Annotated in this window: 15 protein-coding genes; 5 read left to right on the forward strand and 10 right to left on the reverse strand. The window is 71.6% G+C overall.

Annotated elements, in window-relative coordinates:
• Positions 1–297 precede the first annotated feature (297 nt).
• The 4 genes from ACFXB5_RS02885 to ACFXB5_RS02900 form a co-directional block, all read right to left on the reverse strand.
• A complete protein-coding gene (locus ACFXB5_RS02885) occupies positions 298–3,033 on the reverse strand; it encodes an ATP-binding protein (RefSeq protein ID WP_385201766.1) in 2,736 nt (911 codons plus the stop codon).
• 211 nt (positions 3,034–3,244) lie between these two features.
• Positions 3,245–3,568, reverse strand: a complete 324-nt coding sequence (locus tag ACFXB5_RS02890; protein WP_201851260.1) for an STAS domain-containing protein — start codon at positions 3,566–3,568, stop codon at positions 3,245–3,247.
• Between the two features lie 155 nt (positions 3,569–3,723).
• Entirely contained in the window at positions 3,724–4,572 is an 849-nt protein-coding gene (locus ACFXB5_RS02895; RefSeq protein WP_385201768.1) for a 3-hydroxyacyl-CoA dehydrogenase family protein, read from the reverse strand.
• A 125-nt stretch (positions 4,573–4,697) separates the two neighbouring features.
• Positions 4,698–5,339 (reverse strand): TetR/AcrR family transcriptional regulator, encoded by a 642-nt coding sequence (locus tag ACFXB5_RS02900; RefSeq protein WP_385201770.1) that lies wholly within the window; start codon positions 5,337–5,339, stop codon positions 4,698–4,700.
• A gap of 80 nt (positions 5,340–5,419) precedes the next feature.
• On the opposite strand from ACFXB5_RS02900, the gene ACFXB5_RS02905 reads away from it, so the two are divergent.
• The 3 genes from ACFXB5_RS02905 to ACFXB5_RS02915 are packed head-to-tail and all read left to right on the forward strand — an operon-like array spanning position 5,420 to position 7,591.
• Positions 5,420–6,202: an ABC transporter ATP-binding protein gene (locus tag ACFXB5_RS02905; RefSeq protein ID WP_385201772.1), complete on the forward strand. Its 783-nt coding sequence runs from the start codon at positions 5,420–5,422 to the stop codon at positions 6,200–6,202.
• Positions 6,203–6,239: 37 nt separating this feature from the next.
• Positions 6,240–6,995: an ABC transporter permease gene (locus tag ACFXB5_RS02910; RefSeq protein WP_385201773.1), complete on the forward strand. Its 756-nt coding sequence runs from the start codon at positions 6,240–6,242 to the stop codon at positions 6,993–6,995.
• Between the two features lie 23 nt (positions 6,996–7,018).
• The gene (locus ACFXB5_RS02915) at positions 7,019–7,591 is read left to right on the forward strand and encodes a cob(I)yrinic acid a,c-diamide adenosyltransferase (RefSeq protein ID WP_385201775.1); all 573 of its coding nucleotides are present in this window, start codon (positions 7,019–7,021) and stop codon (positions 7,589–7,591) included.
• Positions 7,592–7,771: 180 nt separating this feature from the next.
• Here the strand turns inward: ACFXB5_RS02915 and ACFXB5_RS02920 are convergent, their stop codons facing one another.
• Entirely contained in the window at positions 7,772–8,323 is a 552-nt protein-coding gene (locus ACFXB5_RS02920) for a hypothetical protein (RefSeq protein ID WP_385201777.1), read from the reverse strand.
• Positions 8,324–8,495: 172 nt separating this feature from the next.
• On the opposite strand from ACFXB5_RS02920, the gene ACFXB5_RS02925 reads away from it, so the two are divergent.
• Together ACFXB5_RS02925 and ACFXB5_RS02930 are read left to right on the forward strand one after the other, a co-directional pair.
• Entirely contained in the window at positions 8,496–9,725 is a 1,230-nt protein-coding gene (locus ACFXB5_RS02925; RefSeq protein WP_385201778.1) for a sensor histidine kinase, read from the forward strand.
• A gap of 23 nt (positions 9,726–9,748) precedes the next feature.
• Positions 9,749–10,438: a response regulator gene (locus tag ACFXB5_RS02930; RefSeq protein ID WP_385201780.1), complete on the forward strand. Its 690-nt coding sequence runs from the start codon at positions 9,749–9,751 to the stop codon at positions 10,436–10,438.
• 72 nt (positions 10,439–10,510) lie between these two features.
• On the opposite strand, the gene ACFXB5_RS02935 is transcribed toward ACFXB5_RS02930, so the two are convergent.
• The 5 genes from ACFXB5_RS02935 to atpA all read right to left on the reverse strand — a co-directional run bounded on the left by ACFXB5_RS02935 (position 10,511) and on the right by atpA (position 15,508).
• The gene (locus tag ACFXB5_RS02935) at positions 10,511–10,960 is read right to left on the reverse strand and encodes a DUF2550 domain-containing protein (protein WP_385201782.1); all 450 of its coding nucleotides are present in this window, start codon (positions 10,958–10,960) and stop codon (positions 10,511–10,513) included.
• A gap of 120 nt (positions 10,961–11,080) precedes the next feature.
• The gene (locus tag ACFXB5_RS02940; protein ID WP_037951023.1) at positions 11,081–11,458 is read right to left on the reverse strand and encodes a F0F1 ATP synthase subunit epsilon; all 378 of its coding nucleotides are present in this window, start codon (positions 11,456–11,458) and stop codon (positions 11,081–11,083) included.
• Positions 11,459–11,569: 111 nt separating this feature from the next.
• A complete protein-coding gene (gene atpD / locus ACFXB5_RS02945) occupies positions 11,570–13,015 on the reverse strand; it encodes a F0F1 ATP synthase subunit beta (RefSeq protein WP_119991496.1) in 1,446 nt (481 codons plus the stop codon).
• 4 nt (positions 13,016–13,019) lie between these two features.
• Entirely contained in the window at positions 13,020–13,934 is a 915-nt protein-coding gene (locus tag ACFXB5_RS02950) for a F0F1 ATP synthase subunit gamma (protein WP_385201785.1), read from the reverse strand.
• A gap of 2 nt (positions 13,935–13,936) precedes the next feature.
• Positions 13,937–15,508, reverse strand: coding sequence for a F0F1 ATP synthase subunit alpha (gene atpA / locus ACFXB5_RS02955; protein ID WP_385201787.1), 1,572 nt, complete (start codon positions 15,506–15,508; stop codon positions 13,937–13,939).
• Positions 15,509–15,597 lie beyond the last annotated feature (89 nt).

The following is a 15,597-nucleotide window of genomic DNA, read 5'->3' on the forward strand; positions in this document are numbered from 1 at the left end:
GCCTGGGGCGGATCCCCCGTCCGCGGTCTGGGCAGAACCCCGATCCGGGGTCTGGGGCGGAGCCCCGGGCCGGGGTCTGGGGCGGAGCCCCGGGCCGGGGTCTGGGGCGGAGCCCCGGGCCGGGGTCTGGGGCGGAGCCCCGGTTTCGGGGAGGGGCGGGGTGGGGGACAGCCCGCCGCAGGCGTCCGGACACCCCCGCGCCGACCACATCACGCCACTGGCGCGGCGCGCCCCCTGGCGCGATCCGGCGCCCCCGACGGGCGCCCCGCCCCCGTACACCCTCCCGGGCTACGCCCGCTACGCGACCGGCGTGGCCGTGCTCGACGCCGTGTGGGTCGTGGGGGCGCTCGCGGTGGTGGAGGTGTCTCCGGTGGGGGTCGTGGTCGGGGACGACGTCGTGGGCGTCGGCTTGGTGGGCTCGCCGGTCGGCGTCGGCGGCCTGCTCGTCGGCGGCTTGGTCGTCGGCCGCGGGTCGGAGGTCGTGGGGTGCGAGGACGGCGGCGAGGGCGGCTGCTCGGTGTCCGAGGGCGAGCCGCTCGTGGACGACGGGCCGCCGGTCGCCGTGGAGCCGCTGGGCGAGCCGCTGCCGCTCGGCGCGGTCGGGGACGTGGACGCCTTCGGCACCCCGCTGAGGCCCGGCTGGGGGGCCTGGCTGGTGCCGCTCGTGGGCTCGTCGGCGGTCAGGCCCTTGTCGTCGTCCCGCTGGCTGGCCGTACGGTCCGGCTTGACCTTGTCGGCCGGGCTGTCAGAGTCGTTCCCCGAGATGCCCAGGGTCACCACGGTGCCGAGCACGGCCACCAGGAGCACACCCGCGGCCGCCGCGACCACATTGCGCCGGCCGCCGTGCATCGCCAGCCGCCGCAGGCCGCCCGGCTTGCCGCCCGAGGGCCCGGCGGGGGCGGAGGCGGCGGTGCGGGCCGTGGGGGTGGCGGGGGCCGCCACGGAGGTCCGGGAGGCGGACGGGACCGCCGCGGTCACCGCCGTTGTCGCCGCCGTCGCTGCCGCCGCCGTCGTTGCCGCCGTCGTCGCCGCTGTGCTGCCTATGGCGGCCATCGGCGTCGTCGTCGCCACCTTCGGGGTGACGATCGTGGTCTCGGTGTCGTCCGGCGCTCCGTCCGCCGCCGGGGGCGCCGTGTCGTCCTTACGGTTGCCACCGCTCGTCCCGAACGCCCCGGCCATCGCCGAGCCGGGCGAGCGGTCGGCGACCAGCGCCAGCGCGCGGCGGCCCGCGACCGTGCCCCGCTTGTCCGCGAGGACGCCCCGCAGCCCGATGGACGCCTCCAGTTCGGCGCGGGCCCGGTCCAGATGGCCCGTGCACAGCGCGAGGACGCCCAGCTCGTGGTGGAAGTACGCCTCGTCCGCGACCTGCCCCGCCAGCCGCGCGGCCTCCTGTCCGTGCCGCACCGCGCGCTCCCAGGCGCCCCAGTGCAGCGCCGCGGCGAGGGCGGGCGCGGCGGCGCGGCCCAGGAGCACGGCGGCGTCGGCGTGGCCCGCCTCGCGGCTGCCGATGAGCGCGGTCATCGCCGCGAGGATCGCGTCGGCCTCGGCGGCGACGCGCTCGGGGGCCACCGAGGGGTGTGCGGCCCACCAGGCGTAGTGCTGGGCGACGGTGTGCGCGCGCTCGGCGTCCTCGTCGGCGTAGCCCGCCTCCGCGAGCTGGGCGGTGACGTGCGCCGCCAGCCGGTAGTGCGATCCGGCCGGGGTGACGAGGCCGCAGCCGAGGAGTTCGCCGAGGGCCGCGTCGGCGTGGCTGTCCGCGGACAGCGCGCGCAGATGCACCTGGTGCGGGCATTCGCCGCCGAGCGCGACCGCGAACCGCAGCGTGTCCTGGGCCGCCCCGCTCAGCCGGGCGGCGAGCAGCGCGGCGGGGGACGCCGCCTCGGCGATCGAGGGCAGCGGGATCCCGGCCTCCGGCGCGGAGGCGTCGTCGCGCTGGGCGTCCCGTTGAGCGTCGCGCTGGGCGTCCCGTTGAGCGTCCCGTTGAGCGTCACGCTGGGCGTCCCGCTGCCGCAGCAGCGCGCCCGCCTGGACGAAGCGCAGCGGCAGCCCCTCGGACTCGAACCACAGGTCCGCGGCCCAGCTCGCCTCGTCCTCGTCCAGGGGCCGTCGTGCGGCCCGCTCGAGCAGCTCGAGTCCGGCCGTACGGCTGAGCCCGGAGAGGAAGACCTCCTCCAGGTGGGAGTCGGGGGACGGCGCCGGGACATCGGGGGTGGCGGAGATCAGGAACGCGCATTCGGGGGTCGCGTCGAGGAACTCGTCCAGCGCGGCGCCGCCGAACTCGATGTCATCGAGGACGACGACCGCGCCGATCTCCTGGACCGCCGCCAGCAGCTCCGCGCGGTCCGGCCGGTGGAACGGGGCGCTGAGGACGGCGGCGTAGAGGTCGTGGAGGAGGTCGGTGGGGGTGCGGTGGTAGCCGGAGAGGCGGACGACACCGTCGGGCGCGAGCTGCTCGCAGTCGGAGGCGACGGCCTCCAGCAGGGTGCTGCGCCCGGCGCCGGAGGGCCCGGTGACCCGTACCGAGCGGCCGCGGGCGAGCAGCCGGGCGAGCCGTTCGCGCTCCTCGTCGCGCTCCAGCGTCGGCAGCTCGGGCAGGACGGTGCCGGACGGGCGGGGCGCGGCGGCAGCGCGGCGCAGTTCGGCCCGCTCGTCGGGGTCGTGGCGCTCGGGCCGGGCGGGGCGCGCACCGGGCGGGCAGGGTGCTATCTCGCTGCCGTCGACGGGGTTGACCGTCAGCAGGTGGTCACCGGCGACGATGCGCGCGGTGCGGGCCGGGGAGGCGGAGGCGGGCGCGGAGGAAGCGGATGAGACGGATGAGGCGGAGGAGGCGGAGGAGGCGGAGGAGGGCGGGGAGGCGGACGCACCGGGCACCGGGGCGCCCAGCGGGGGCGTCGGTACGTCCCCCGTCGGCGCGGGCGGGCGCGGCGACGAGCCGTCGTCCGGGCTGTCCGCCGCACGCGGCGCGCCGGAAGCCGCACCCGGCGCGGCCTCGTCGTGGCCGTGCTCCTGCGATCCGCGGTTCTTCGGGTCCACTGTCCTTGCCCCCCAGATGCGTGGCGTGCTCCAAGGCTCCCCGGCCTGCCTTCGCTTCTGGTCCGGTGCCGCCGTAGGGAATGTGTTCGGTGCTCACCGAACCCCGGGCCGTATCAGACGGCCTGGACCTGCTCACAGTATCCACCGCGCCGGAGGGGGCCCACGCCACCCCGGGTAACCGACCGCCCCCGGGGCAGGCGGTCCCCGCCGCTCAGACACGCGGCAGGGACTCGGCCTCCAGTCCGCCTTCGATCGCGAGGATGCGGTGCAGCCGGGTGGCCACCAGCAGACGCTGCATCTGGGGCGGCACCCCGCGCAGCACCAGCCGTCTGCCCACCCGGCCCGCGCGGCGGTGGGCACCCATGATCACCCCGAGCCCGGTGGCGTCCCAGGAGTCCAGTTCGGTCAGGTCGAGGACGAGATCCCCGCCGCCCCTGTCGACGGCGGTGTGCAGGGCCGTACGGGCGTCCGCCGCGCTCCGGACGTCCAGTCGGCCCCCGACGACCAGCTCGGCGTGGTCGCCCCTGATGTGCATATGCGCTCCCCAATACGGTGCGTCGTGTCGTCAATGCGCCATTTCTGTCTACAGAACTGACTGTCTCTCACACGAGGAAGTTGCCGTCTGTAAGCGAACCGATACCGAATTCACCCAGGAGGGTGAATTCCGAGCCTGGCGCCGCACCAAGGCCCTCAGTAGCGGTAAAAGCCCTCGCCGCTCTTCCGGCCGATGTCCCCCGCATCGACCATCCGGCGCATGATCTCCGGCGGTGCGAACTTCTCGTCCTGCGACTCGGTGTAGATGTTGTCGGTGGCGTGCAGCAGGATGTCCACGCCGGTCAGGTCGGCCGTCGCGAGGGGTCCCATCGCATGGCCGAAGCCCAGTTTGCAGGCGGTGTCGATGTCCTCGGCCGTGGCGACCCCGGACTCGTACAGCTTCGCCGCTTCCACCACGAGGGCGGAGATCAGCCGGGTGGTGACGAAACCCGCGACATCGCGGTTGACGACGATACAGGTCTTGCCGACGCCCTCCGCGAACTCCCGTGCGGCGGCCAGGGTTTCGTCGCTCGTCTTGTGCCCGCGCACCAGCTCGCACAGCCGCATCATCGGCACCGGCGAGAAGAAGTGGGTGCCGACGACCCGCTCCGGGCGCCGGGTGGCCGCGGCGATCTTGGTGATCGGGATGGCCGAGGTGTTCGAGGCCAGGATCGTGTCGTCCTTGACCAGTTCATCGAGGGTGCGGAAGATCTCCCGCTTGACCTCGATCTTCTCGAAGACCGCCTCCACCACGACATCCGCGTCGGCGGCGGCGTCCAGGTCGGTCGTGGTGGTGATCCGGCCCAGCGCCCGCTCGGCCGCCTCCGCCTCCAGCTTGCCCTTGGAGACGAATTTGTCGTACGAGGCCCGGATGGTGTCCGTGCCGCGCCGCAGCGCCTCGTCGGTCACATCGCGCAGTACCACGTCCCAGCCGGCCTGGGCCGAGACCTGCGCGATACCGGACCCCATGAGTCCGGCTCCGATGACCGCGAGCTTCTTGGCCACGACACACACCTCTCTGTTCGGTAGCTTCCGTCCGTTCCGCCGGCAGTCCGTCTGATCTGTCGACAGTCCGATGTGCCGGACCTTAACGTCCGTTCACCCCCGCGGGCAGCCCCTCGTAACGCGCGTCACGGTGTGTTCTTCGCCGCATAGTTGAGGACCGTGTCGCTCAGGAGCGACTCCATGACGTCGACCTTACGGAGGGCGTCCTCGGCGACGGCGTCCACACCGCCGCCCTCCGCGAGCCCGTGGATGATCGAACGCAGCACCGCGTTCTGCAACCCGACGAGCTGGTGGGCGATGAACTCGGGTCTGGGGTCCCCGGGGTCGGCGGCGGCCTCCTCGCGCAGGGTGACCCCGAGCTGGTGGACCGCCTTGCCCTGGATGGCGAAGAGCCTGGCCATCAGCGTCGGGGACGCCACGATGACCTGCCGGAACCGGTCGTAGCCCTCGCTCAGCCCGACATAGGCGTGCCGTTCGCGGATGTCCTGGCGCAGCTGGTCCATCAGCGCCCGCGCCGCCGACTGTCCGGCCGCGCGCTCCCGTACGAGCCGGGAGGGGCGGTCGACGACCTCCTCCTCACGGTCGACGAAGAGGTCCTCCTTGGTCGGGAAGTAGTTGTAGACCGTGTTGACGGAGACCTCGGCCGCCTCGGCGATCTCCGCGATCGTGACCGCCTCGAAGCCGCGCGCCATGAACAGCCCGGTCGCGACGTCCGAGATGTGCTGTCTGGTCTGCCGTTTCTTCCGCTCCCTGAGTCCTTCCGCCATGACCTCATCCTAGCTTCGCTGGGGATCCTTGATTTTTGGGGTGATTGCAAAATTGGTGCTGCTCTGTTTTTCTGGGACCCATGGCAGTCATCACGACGAACGGCCTCACCCACACCTTCCGGACCAAGCGCGGCCCCGTGGCAGCCGTGCGCGGTATCGACCTGACCGTCGAGCGCGGTGAGATCCTCGGCTTCCTCGGACCCAACGGAGCGGGCAAGACCACCACGCTGCGCATGCTCACCACGCTGCTCCCGCCCACCGGCGGCAGCGCCACCGTCGCCGGGCACGACCTCGCCCGCGATCCGGCCGGGGTGCGCCGGCGGATCGGCTATGTGGCCCAGTCCGGCGGGGTCGATCCGACCGTCTCCGTACGGGAGGAACTGGTCACCCAGGCGCGGCTGTACCGGATGGGCAGGGCCGAGGCGACCGCCCGCGCCGGAGAGCTGGCCCGGGACCTGGGCCTGGCCGAGCTGCTGGACCGCCCCTGTGCCGCGCTCTCCGGCGGCCAGCGGCGGCGGCTGGACATCGCCCTCGGCCTGGTCCACCGGCCCGAGGTCCTCTTCCTGGACGAGCCGACCACCGGGCTCGACCCCGGCAGCCGCGCCGACCTCTGGCAGCTGATCCGCCGGCTGCGCGCCGAGCACGGCATGACGGTCTTCCTGACCACCCACTACCTGGACGAGGCGGAGGCGCTGTCCGACCGGCTGGTCATCGTCGACCAGGGCCTGGTGGCCGCCGAGGGGACGGCGGAGCGGCTCAAGGCCGAGCACGGCGGCGCACCGGACGCCACCCTCCAGGACGCCTTCATCGCCATCACCGGGCGCGGCACCGCCCCCCGGAACCCCGCCCCGCTCGCCGTCTGACCAGGACACCTGCCCCCGAGCCCCGGAAGAAGGCCCGATGCCTCATCTCGTCTCCGACACGGCCCTGATATTCGGCCGCTACGCCCGCCAGACGCTGCGCTCCAAACCCGCCCTGATCTTCGGGATGGTCCAGCCGCTGCTCTTCCTCGTCTTCTTCGGCCCGCTGCTCACCGATCTGCCGCTCGGCGGCCGGGCCGGCTCCTGGCAGACCATCGTCCCCGGCATCCTCGTCCAACTCGGCCTGTTCAGCGCCTCGTTCACCGGGATCGGGCTGATCCTCGAGCGCCGTACGGGCGTCATCGAGCGGATGCGGGTCACCCCGGTCAGCCGGCTGGCGCTGCTGATGGGCCGGGTGCTCAAGGACGTCGTACTGCTGCTGACGCAGTCCCTGGCGCTGGTGTGCGTCGCCGTGGCGCTCGGGCTGCGCGCCCCGGTGCTGGGCGTGGCGATCGGCTTCGTCTTCGTCGGCGTGCTGACGATCTCGCTCGCCTCGCTTTCCTACGCGCTGGCGATGCGGGTGTCCTCGCCGCAGGGGTTCGCGCCGGTCATCAACTCCATCACCATGCCCGCGATGCTGCTGTCCGGGATTCTGCTGCCGATGTCGCTCGGGCCCCGCTGGCTCGACATCGCCTCGCACTTCGTGCCGTTCCGCTATTTCGTGGACGGGGTGCGGGCCGCCTTCGCCGGGGAGTACGGGGACGGGAAGATCGCGCTGGCCGCGCTGGTCGCCACCGCGCTCGCGGCCGTGGCCGTCACCCTCGGGGCGCGGCTCTTCCAGCGGGCCGGTGCGTAGGGCCGCCGCGTAGGCTCGGAGCCATGGTCAATCTCACCCGCATCTATACGCGTACCGGCGACACGGGCTCCACCGCCCTCGGCGATATGAGCCGCACCGCCAAGACCGATTCGCGGATCGGCGCGTACGCCGACGCCAACGAGGCGAACGCCGCGATCGGGGTGGCCATCGCACTGGGCCAACTGCCCGCCGAGATCGTCAAGGTGCTGGTCCGCGTCCAGAACGACCTGTTCGACGTGGGCGCGGACCTGTGCACGCCGGTGGTGGAGGACCCCGCCCATCCGCCGCTGCGCGTGGAGCAGGGCTATGTCGACAAGCTGGAGGCGGACTGCGACCACTTCCTGGAGGGGCTGGAGAAGCTGCGCAGCTTCATCCTCCCGGGCGGCGCCCCGGGCGCGGCGCTGCTGCACCAGGCGTGCACGGTGGTGCGTCGCGCCGAGCGCTCCACCTGGGCGGCGCTCACCGAGCACGGGGACTCGATGAACGCGCTCACCGCCACCTATCTCAACCGGCTCTCGGATCTGCTGTTCATCCTGGCCCGCTCGGCCAACAAGGAGGTCGGCGACGTCCTGTGGGTCCCGGGCGAGAACCGCTGAAAAAGCCACAGGCCCCGCCGGCCCGGTCGCGCGTGGCAGCGCGGCGCCGGGGCCGACGGGGCGGGGCGGGGCCCTGGGGGGGGGGGGGGGGGTGGTGAGGGGGTGGGGGGGCGGGGCGGGGGGGGGCGGGGGGGCGGGGGGGGGGGGGGGGGCCCTGGCTTGCTGGCCCGTTGCGGGGGGTTAGCGGGCAGACGACGCGGAGCGCTCCCGCTTGGGAAAGAGCGTGTAGCTGAGCGCGATGACCACGTTGATACCGATCAGGAACAGCATCTTCTGCTGCCAGTCGCGCAGCGAGCCGATCTCACCGTCGTCACCGACGTACCAGATCGCGCCCTGGAGCAGTGCGATGGCGATGACCGCGGCGAGCACCCAGCGGCCCGCGGTCTTCCACTCGTGCAGGGTCTTCCCCGCGCCGTACTTCGCGGGCTTGACCGGCGGCGGCCCGCCGAAGTAGCGGTGGGCCACCCGGGCGTCGACCCATTTGATCGTCGAATGGCCGAGCGCGGCCGAGTAGCCGATGTAGACCGCGGCGAGGCCGTGCTTCCAGTCCGGTTCGGCACCGTTCCGCAGGTCGATCACGGTCGTCACGAACAGCACCAGCTCCAGCAGCGGCTCGCACAGCAGCACGACGGTGCTCGCCTTCGGCATGTTCGCCACGTAGCGCAGCAGAAGGCCGACGGCCAACAGCACCCAGAAGCCGACCTCACAGGCGATGATCAACGCGACAACCACGGTGTTTCCTCTCTCGCTCTGCCCTTGGTCCCAACCCTCCCCCGTCGATCAGGCCGCGCGCGTCGTCGTCAGCGATGAAACCCGACTGCATCCTTCGATGTACGCGGCCGGGCGGCGGGCCCGGCCCCAAGAGGGAGGCTCGCGCGGCGCGCCACATGGTGTGATGGGTGCCATGCCGTCCCGTCCCCACCTCCCACGCCCACACCGGCATGACGTCCTGATCGGTCTTGGCGGACTGCTCGGCGGAGTCATGATGTGGGTGCTGGGGCTGCACAACAATCCGTCGTACTACGGCACGCCCCGGTGGCTGGGGCTGGTCGCGCTGTTCGTGGTCTCGGCGGCCGAACTGGTGCGGCGCTCCAGGCCCCTCATCGGCCTGGGCGTGGGGACCGCCGCGCTCGCCGTCGACGTCCTCAGCGGCGGGCTGGCCGCGACCATGCTGATGTACAGCGACCTGATCTACGCGGCCGTCATGCACTCCGGGCCCGTCGCCGCACGGCGCATCCCCCGGATCTGCTGGCTGCTCTCGGGGCTGGCGACCGTGGTGCCGCTGGCCATCTACAACGACCCCCTGGCGCTGCTGGCCGGAGCGTTCGTCGCCGTCCTCACCGTCACCCCGGCGTGGACCGGGTCGGTGGTCCGCAACCACCGCGAAGAGGCCCAGGCCGCCCGTCTGGAGGCCGAACGCGTCGCCCTGCTGGCCGAGTTGGACCGGCGGGAGGCGGTCGCCTCCGAGCGCTCCCGGATGGCGCGCGAACTCCACGACATGGTGGCCAACCACCTCTCGGCCATCGCCATCCACTCCAGCGCGGCGCTCTCGCTCAAGGACCCCGTCGCGACCGACGAGGCGCTCGGCGTCATCCGGGAGAACAGCGTGCGGGGCCTGACCGAGATGCGCCGGCTGATCGGGCTGCTGCGGGACCCCGGGGACACCTCGGAACCGGTCGCCACCTCCACCCTCGACGCGCTCGACACCCTGCTGGAGCAGGCCCGCACCAACGCCCGCCCCGGCGGCCAGGACATCGTCCTGTGCGACGAGCGGCCCGACGGCGCCGCCCCGCTGCCCGCCCCGGTCGAGCTCGCCGCGTACCGCATCGTCCAGGAGTCGCTCACCAACGCCCTCAAGCACGCCGCGCCCGGCCGGGTGGACGTGACGCTGGCGCACCGCGCGGACGGCCCGCTCGAGGTCAGCGTCATCAGCCCGTACGGGGACCGCGAGGGCCCCCGGGCGCCCGGCTCCGGCACCGGGCTGATCGGGATGCGCGAGCGGGTGTCCCTGCTCGGCGGCACCCTCGACGCCGGCCCGGTCTCCGGGCCAGGGGGCACGGTGTGGCAGGTGCGGGCCACGCTGCCGCTGGACGACGAGAGCGCTCAGAGCATGAGCACTCAGCCTGTGCCATGACCCTCCGACGACCAGGAGCCGCCGTGACCCCGCTCGCCCCACCGTCCCGTTCCGCGTCCGAGCCGATCCGGGTACTGGTCGCCGAGGACCAGGGCGCGGTCCGCTCCGGGCTGGTGCTGATCCTGCGGTCCGCCCCCGATGTCGAGGTGGTCGGCGAGGCGGTGGACGGCCTCCAGGCGGTGGAGATGGCACGGGCGCTGCGCCCCGATGTGGTGCTCATGGACGTCCAGATGCCCCGGCTGGACGGGGTGTCGGCCACCCGCCAGGTGGTCGCCGAGCAGCTGGCGGACGTGCTGGTGCTGACCACCTTCGACCTGGACGAGTACGTCTTCGGGGCGCTGCGCGCGGGCGCCTCCGGGTTCCTGCTCAAGGACAGCGAGGCGGCCGATCTGATCGAGGCGGTCCGTACGGTGGGGCGCGGCGAGGGCATGATCGCCACCGCGGTCACCCGCCGTCTGATCGCGGAGTTCGCCCGGCCACAGGCCGCCCCCTCCCCCACCACGCCCAGCCCCGAGGTGCTCGCCACGCTCACCCCGCGGGAGCGGGAGGTGCTGGCCTGTCTCGGTCAGGGGCTGTCGAACGCGCAGATCGCGCAGCGGCTCACGATGGCGGAGGCGACGGTGAAGACACATGTCAGCCGACTGCTGAACAAGCTGGAGCTGCGCAGCCGGGTCCAGGCCGCGGTACTGGCCCAGGAACTGGGCGTGCGCTAAGCGCTCCGCGGGGCACAGCCCCGCGCCCCTTCGGGGCGCTGCCCAAACCGTAGCGGACTTCCTCCGACTTGCTCAGGCCACGTTGACGCGCTGGCCGGGGGGCGCGGCCTCCAGCCAGGCCAGAAAGCCGGTCAGCGCGTCGTCGCTCATGGCCAGTTCCAGCCGGGTGCCGCCGTGCCGGCAGGCGAGCACCACCGCGTCGGAGAGCAGCGCCAGCTCCTCCTCGCCCTTGGGGGTGCGCCGCTCCAGCACCTCGATCGAGGCGCGCTCCAGGATCCGCCGGGGCCGCGGCGCGTAGGAGAAGACCCGGAACCACTCGACGCGGTCACCGTTGTAGCGGGCGACGCCGTACACCCAGCCCTTGCCGCTGGGCTCGGATTCGCTTGGCGGTGGATCCCAGCGCAGTGAGCAGTCGAAGGTTCCGCCGGACCGCTGGATCAGCCGCCGCCGGAGACCGAAGACGAAGAGTCCCACCACCACCAGCGCGACGACCGCGCCGCCCACAAGCAGAGCGAGGACCATCTTCACCGACCTCCTCGCGTCATCCGGAAAAACCGCACCTGCATCGCCTCAGCCGCGGACCGCTGAAGGGGAGCTCCAGCGAGGTCCGCGGCTGAGGTTTTCCGACCGTACGTGACAGGCTCAGTGCGCTCCCGCCACCGCGCGCAGCCGGACGTCGGCGCGCCGCTCGGCGGCGGCGTCCGCCTCCGACTTGGCACGCTCCAGCGCCCGCTCCGCGCGCTTCACATCGATTTCGTCGGACAGCTCCGCGACCTCGGCCAGCAGTGAGAGCTTGTCGTCCGAGAACGAGATGAACCCACCGTGCACCGCGGCCACGACCGTCCCGCCGTCGACCGAACGGATGGTCACCGGGCCGGACTCCAGCACACCGAGCAGCGGCTGGTGGCCGGGCATGACGCCGATGTCACCCGATGTGGTGCGCGCGATGACCAAGGTGGCCGCACCGGACCAGACACTACGGTCCGCCGCGACCATCTCGACATGCAGCTCAGCAGCCAACGTGGCTCCTCGGGTCTCTCCCTGCCGGGTCGGGCAGGGCTTTCGTCAAAGAATAACGGGCGTACGGAGAGGGGCGGGACCGGGCCCACCCCTCTCGCGGAGCTACCGGGCTCAGGAGACGCCCAGCTCCTTGGCCTTGGCCTTGAGGTCGTCCAGGCCACCACACATGAAGAACGCCTGCTCGGGGAAGTGGTCGAACTCACCATCGGCGATCGCGTTGAACGCGGCGATGGACTCGTCCAGCGGCACGTCCGATCCGTCGAGACCGGTGAACTGCTTCGCCGCGTGGGTGTTCTGCGACAGGAAGCGCTCGATACGACGGGCGCGGAAGACGGTGAGCTTGTCCTCCTCGCCGAGCTCGTCGATGCCCAGGATGTTGATGATGTCCTGGAGGTCCTTGTACTTCTGCAGGATCGACTTCACGCGCGAGGCGCAGTCGTAGTGGTCCTGCGAGATGTAGCGCGGGTCCAGGATCCGGGACGTCGAGTCCAGCGGGTCCACCGCCGGGTAGATGCCCTTCTCCGAGATCGGCCGGGAGAGCGTCGTCGTCGCGTCGAGGTGCGCGAAGACGTTCGCCGGGGCCGGGTCGGTCAGGTCGTCCGCGGGGACGTAGATCGCCTGCATCGAGGTGATCGAGTGGCCACGGGTCGAGGTGATGCGCTCCTGGAGAAGGCCCATCTCGTCGGCCAGGTTCGGCTGGTAGCCCACCGCGGAGGGCATCCGGCCGAGCAGGGTCGAGACCTCGGAACCGGCCTGGGTGAAGCGGAAGATGTTGTCGACGAAGAACAGCACGTCCTGCTTCTGCACATCGCGGAAGTACTCCGCCATGGTCAGACCGGCCAGGGCGACCCGCAGCCGGGTGCCCGGGGGCTCGTCCATCTGGCCGAAGACCAGCGCGGTCTGCGGGAGCACGCCGGACTCGGCCATCTCCTCGATCAGGTCGTTGCCCTCACGGGTGCGCTCGCCGACACCGGCGAACACGGAAACGCCCTCGTGCAGCTTGGCCACACGCATGATCATTTCCTGGATGAGGACGGTCTTGCCGACGCCCGCGCCGCCGAACAGGCCGATCTTGCCGCCCTTGACGTACGGGGTCAGCAGGTCGACGACCTTCAGACCGGTCTCGAACATCTCGGTCTTGGACTCGAGCTGGTCGAACGCCGGGGCCTTGCGGTGGATGGACCAGCGCTCGGTGACCTCGGACTCGGCCTCGGGCTCGTTGAGGATCTGGCCGAGGGTGTTGAACACCCGGCCCTTGGTGACGTCGCCGACGGGCACGGTGATACCGGCGCCGGTGTCGGTCACGGCGGCCTGGCGGACCAGGCCGTCGGTGGGCTGCATGGAGATGGAGCGCACCAGGCCCTCGCCGAGGTGCTGCGCGACCTCGAGGGTCAGGGTCTTCTTCGCCCCGTCCTGGGCCGGGTCGGCGACCTCGACGGTCAGCGCGTTGTAGATCTCCGGCATCGCGTCGACGGGGAACTCCACGTCGACGACCGGGCCGATGACCCGCGCGACGCGGCCGGCGGCCACAGCGGTTGGCTCAACAGTGGTGGTCATAGTGTCAGTCACTCCCCGCGGAGGCGTCGGCCAGAGCGCTCGCGCCACCGACGATCTCGCTGATTTCCTGGGTGATGTCGGCCTGGCGGGCCGCGTTGGCAAGCCGCGTGAGCGACTTGATGAGTTCATCGGCATTGTCGGTCGCCGACTTCATCGCCCGCCGGGTGGCCGCGTGCTTGGAGGCGGCGGCCTGGAGCAGGGCGTTGTAGATACGGGCCTCGACATACCGGGGCAGCAGGGCGTCCAGGACGTCCTCGGCCGACGGCTCGAAGTCGAAGAGCGGGAGGATCTCGCCCTTCTTCTCCTGCTCCTCCGCCGTCTCCTGGAGGCTGAGCGGCAGCAGCCGGTCCTGGACCGGGGTCTGCGTCAGCATCGAGACGAACTCGGTGAAGACGATGTGCAGCTCGTCCACGCCGCCCTCGGCCGTGGCCTTGAGGACGGCCTCGATCAGCGGGCCCGCGATCTTCTTGGCGTCCGCGTAGGTGGGGCTGTCGGTGAAGCCACCCCACGACTCCGTGACCTTGCGCTCACGGAAGGAGTAGTACGCTACGCCCTTGCGGCCGACGATGTACGCGTCGACCTCCTTGCCCTCACGGGTGAGCCGCTCGGTGAGCTCCTCGGCCGCCTTGATCACGTTGGAGGAGTAGCCGCCCGCCAGACCCCGGTCGCTCGTGATGAGCAGCACCGCGGCGCGGGTCGGGTTCTCACTCTCCGTGGTCAGCGCGTGCTGGGTGGTGGAGCCCTTGGCGACCGCGCCCACCGCTCGGGTGAGCTCGGTGGCGTACGGAGTCGACGCGGCCACGCGACGCTGCGCCTTGACGACGCGCGAGGCGGCGATCATCTCCATCGCCTTGGTGATCTTCTTGGTCGCGGAGACGGACTTGATCCGCCTCTTGTAGACCTTGGCCTGGGCACCCATACTCAGCCCTCGCCCAGCAGCTTGCCGTCCGAGGTCTCGAACTGCTTCTTGAAGCTGTCGACGGCCTCGCCCAGCGCCGCGATCGTGTCGTCGGACATCTTGCCGCCCTCGACGATGCCGGTCAGCAGCCCCTTGTGCTCACGGTGCAGGTAGTCCAGCAGCTCACGCTCGAAGCGGCGGACGTCCTCGACCGGCACGTCGTCCATCTTGCCGTTGGTGCCGGACCAGATGGAGACGATCTCGTCCTCGGTGGAGTACGGGGCGTACTGGCCCTGCTTCAGCAGCTCGACCATGCGCGCACCGCGCTCCAGCGACGCCTTCGAGGCCGCGTCCAGGTCGGAACCGAAGGCGGCGAACGCCTCCAGCTCACGGTACTGGGCGAGGTCCACCCGGAGCCGGCCGGAGACCTGGCGCATCGCCCTGTGCTGCGCGGAACCACCGACTCGGGAGACCGAGATACCGACGTTGAGGGCCGGCCGCTGGTTGGCGTTGAACAGGTCCGACTCCAGGAAGCACTGGCCGTCGGTGATGGAGATGACGTTGGTCGGAATGAACGCCGACACGTCGTTGGCCTTGGTCTCGACGATCGGCAGACCGGTCATCGAACCGGAGCCCATGTCGTCGGAGAGCTTGGCGCAGCGCTCCAGCAGCCGGGAGTGCAGGTAGAAGACGTCACCCGGGTAGGCCTCACGGCCCGGCGGGCGGCGCAGCAGCAGGGACACCGCGCGGTAGGCGTCGGCCTGCTTGGACAGGTCATCGAAGACGATCAGGACGTGCTTGCCCTGGTACATCCAGTGCTGGCCGATGGCCGAGCCGGTGTAGGGGGCCAGGTACTTGAAGCCCGCGGGGTCGGACGCCGGGGCGGCGACGATCGTCGTGTACTCCAGGGCGCCGGCCTCCTCCAGCGCGCCGCGCACGGACGCGATGGTGGAGCCCTTCTGGCCGATGGCGACGTAGATGCAGCGGACCTGCTTCTTCGGGTCGCCGGAGCGCCAGTTGTCACGCTGGTTGATGATCGTGTCGACGCACAGCGCGGTCTTGCCGGTCTGCCGGTCACCGATGACCAGCTGACGCTGGCCGCGGCCGATCGGGGTCATCGCGTCGACGGCCTTGTAGCCGGTCTCCATCGGCTCGTGCACCGACTTGCGCTGCATGACCGTGGGGGCCTGCAGCTCGAGGGCGCGGCGGCCGTCGGTCTCGATCTCGCCGAGGCCGTCGATCGGGGCACCCAGCGGGTCGACCACGCGGCCGAGGTAGCCCTCGCCGACGGCGACCGAGAGGATCTCGCCGGTGCGGTGCACCTGCTGACCCTCCTCGATGCCACTGAACTCACCGAGGACGACCGCACCGATCTCGCGCTCCTCGAGGTTGAGGGCGAGGCCGAGGGTGCCGTCTTCGAACTTCAGCAGTTCATTCGCCATGGTCGAGGGAAGACCCTCGACCTTCGCGATGCCGTCGCCGGCAACGCTGACCGTCCCGACCTCCTCGCGCGAGGCCGCGTCCGGCTTGTACGCCTGGACAAAGTTCTCCAGCGCGTCCCGGATCTCCTCCGGCCGGATCGTGAGCTCCGCCATCTGGGTTCCCTGCTCTCCTTGTTGGGCCCGAAGTGTTTGACTACGGCCCAACTCGGGCCGCTTACATGCTTGTTGAGTTGGTGGCTCGA

Source organism: Streptomyces sp. NPDC059455 (genome assembly GCF_042750115.1).
Lineage (GTDB): Bacteria > Actinomycetota > Actinomycetes > Streptomycetales > Streptomycetaceae > Streptomyces > Streptomyces endocoffeicus.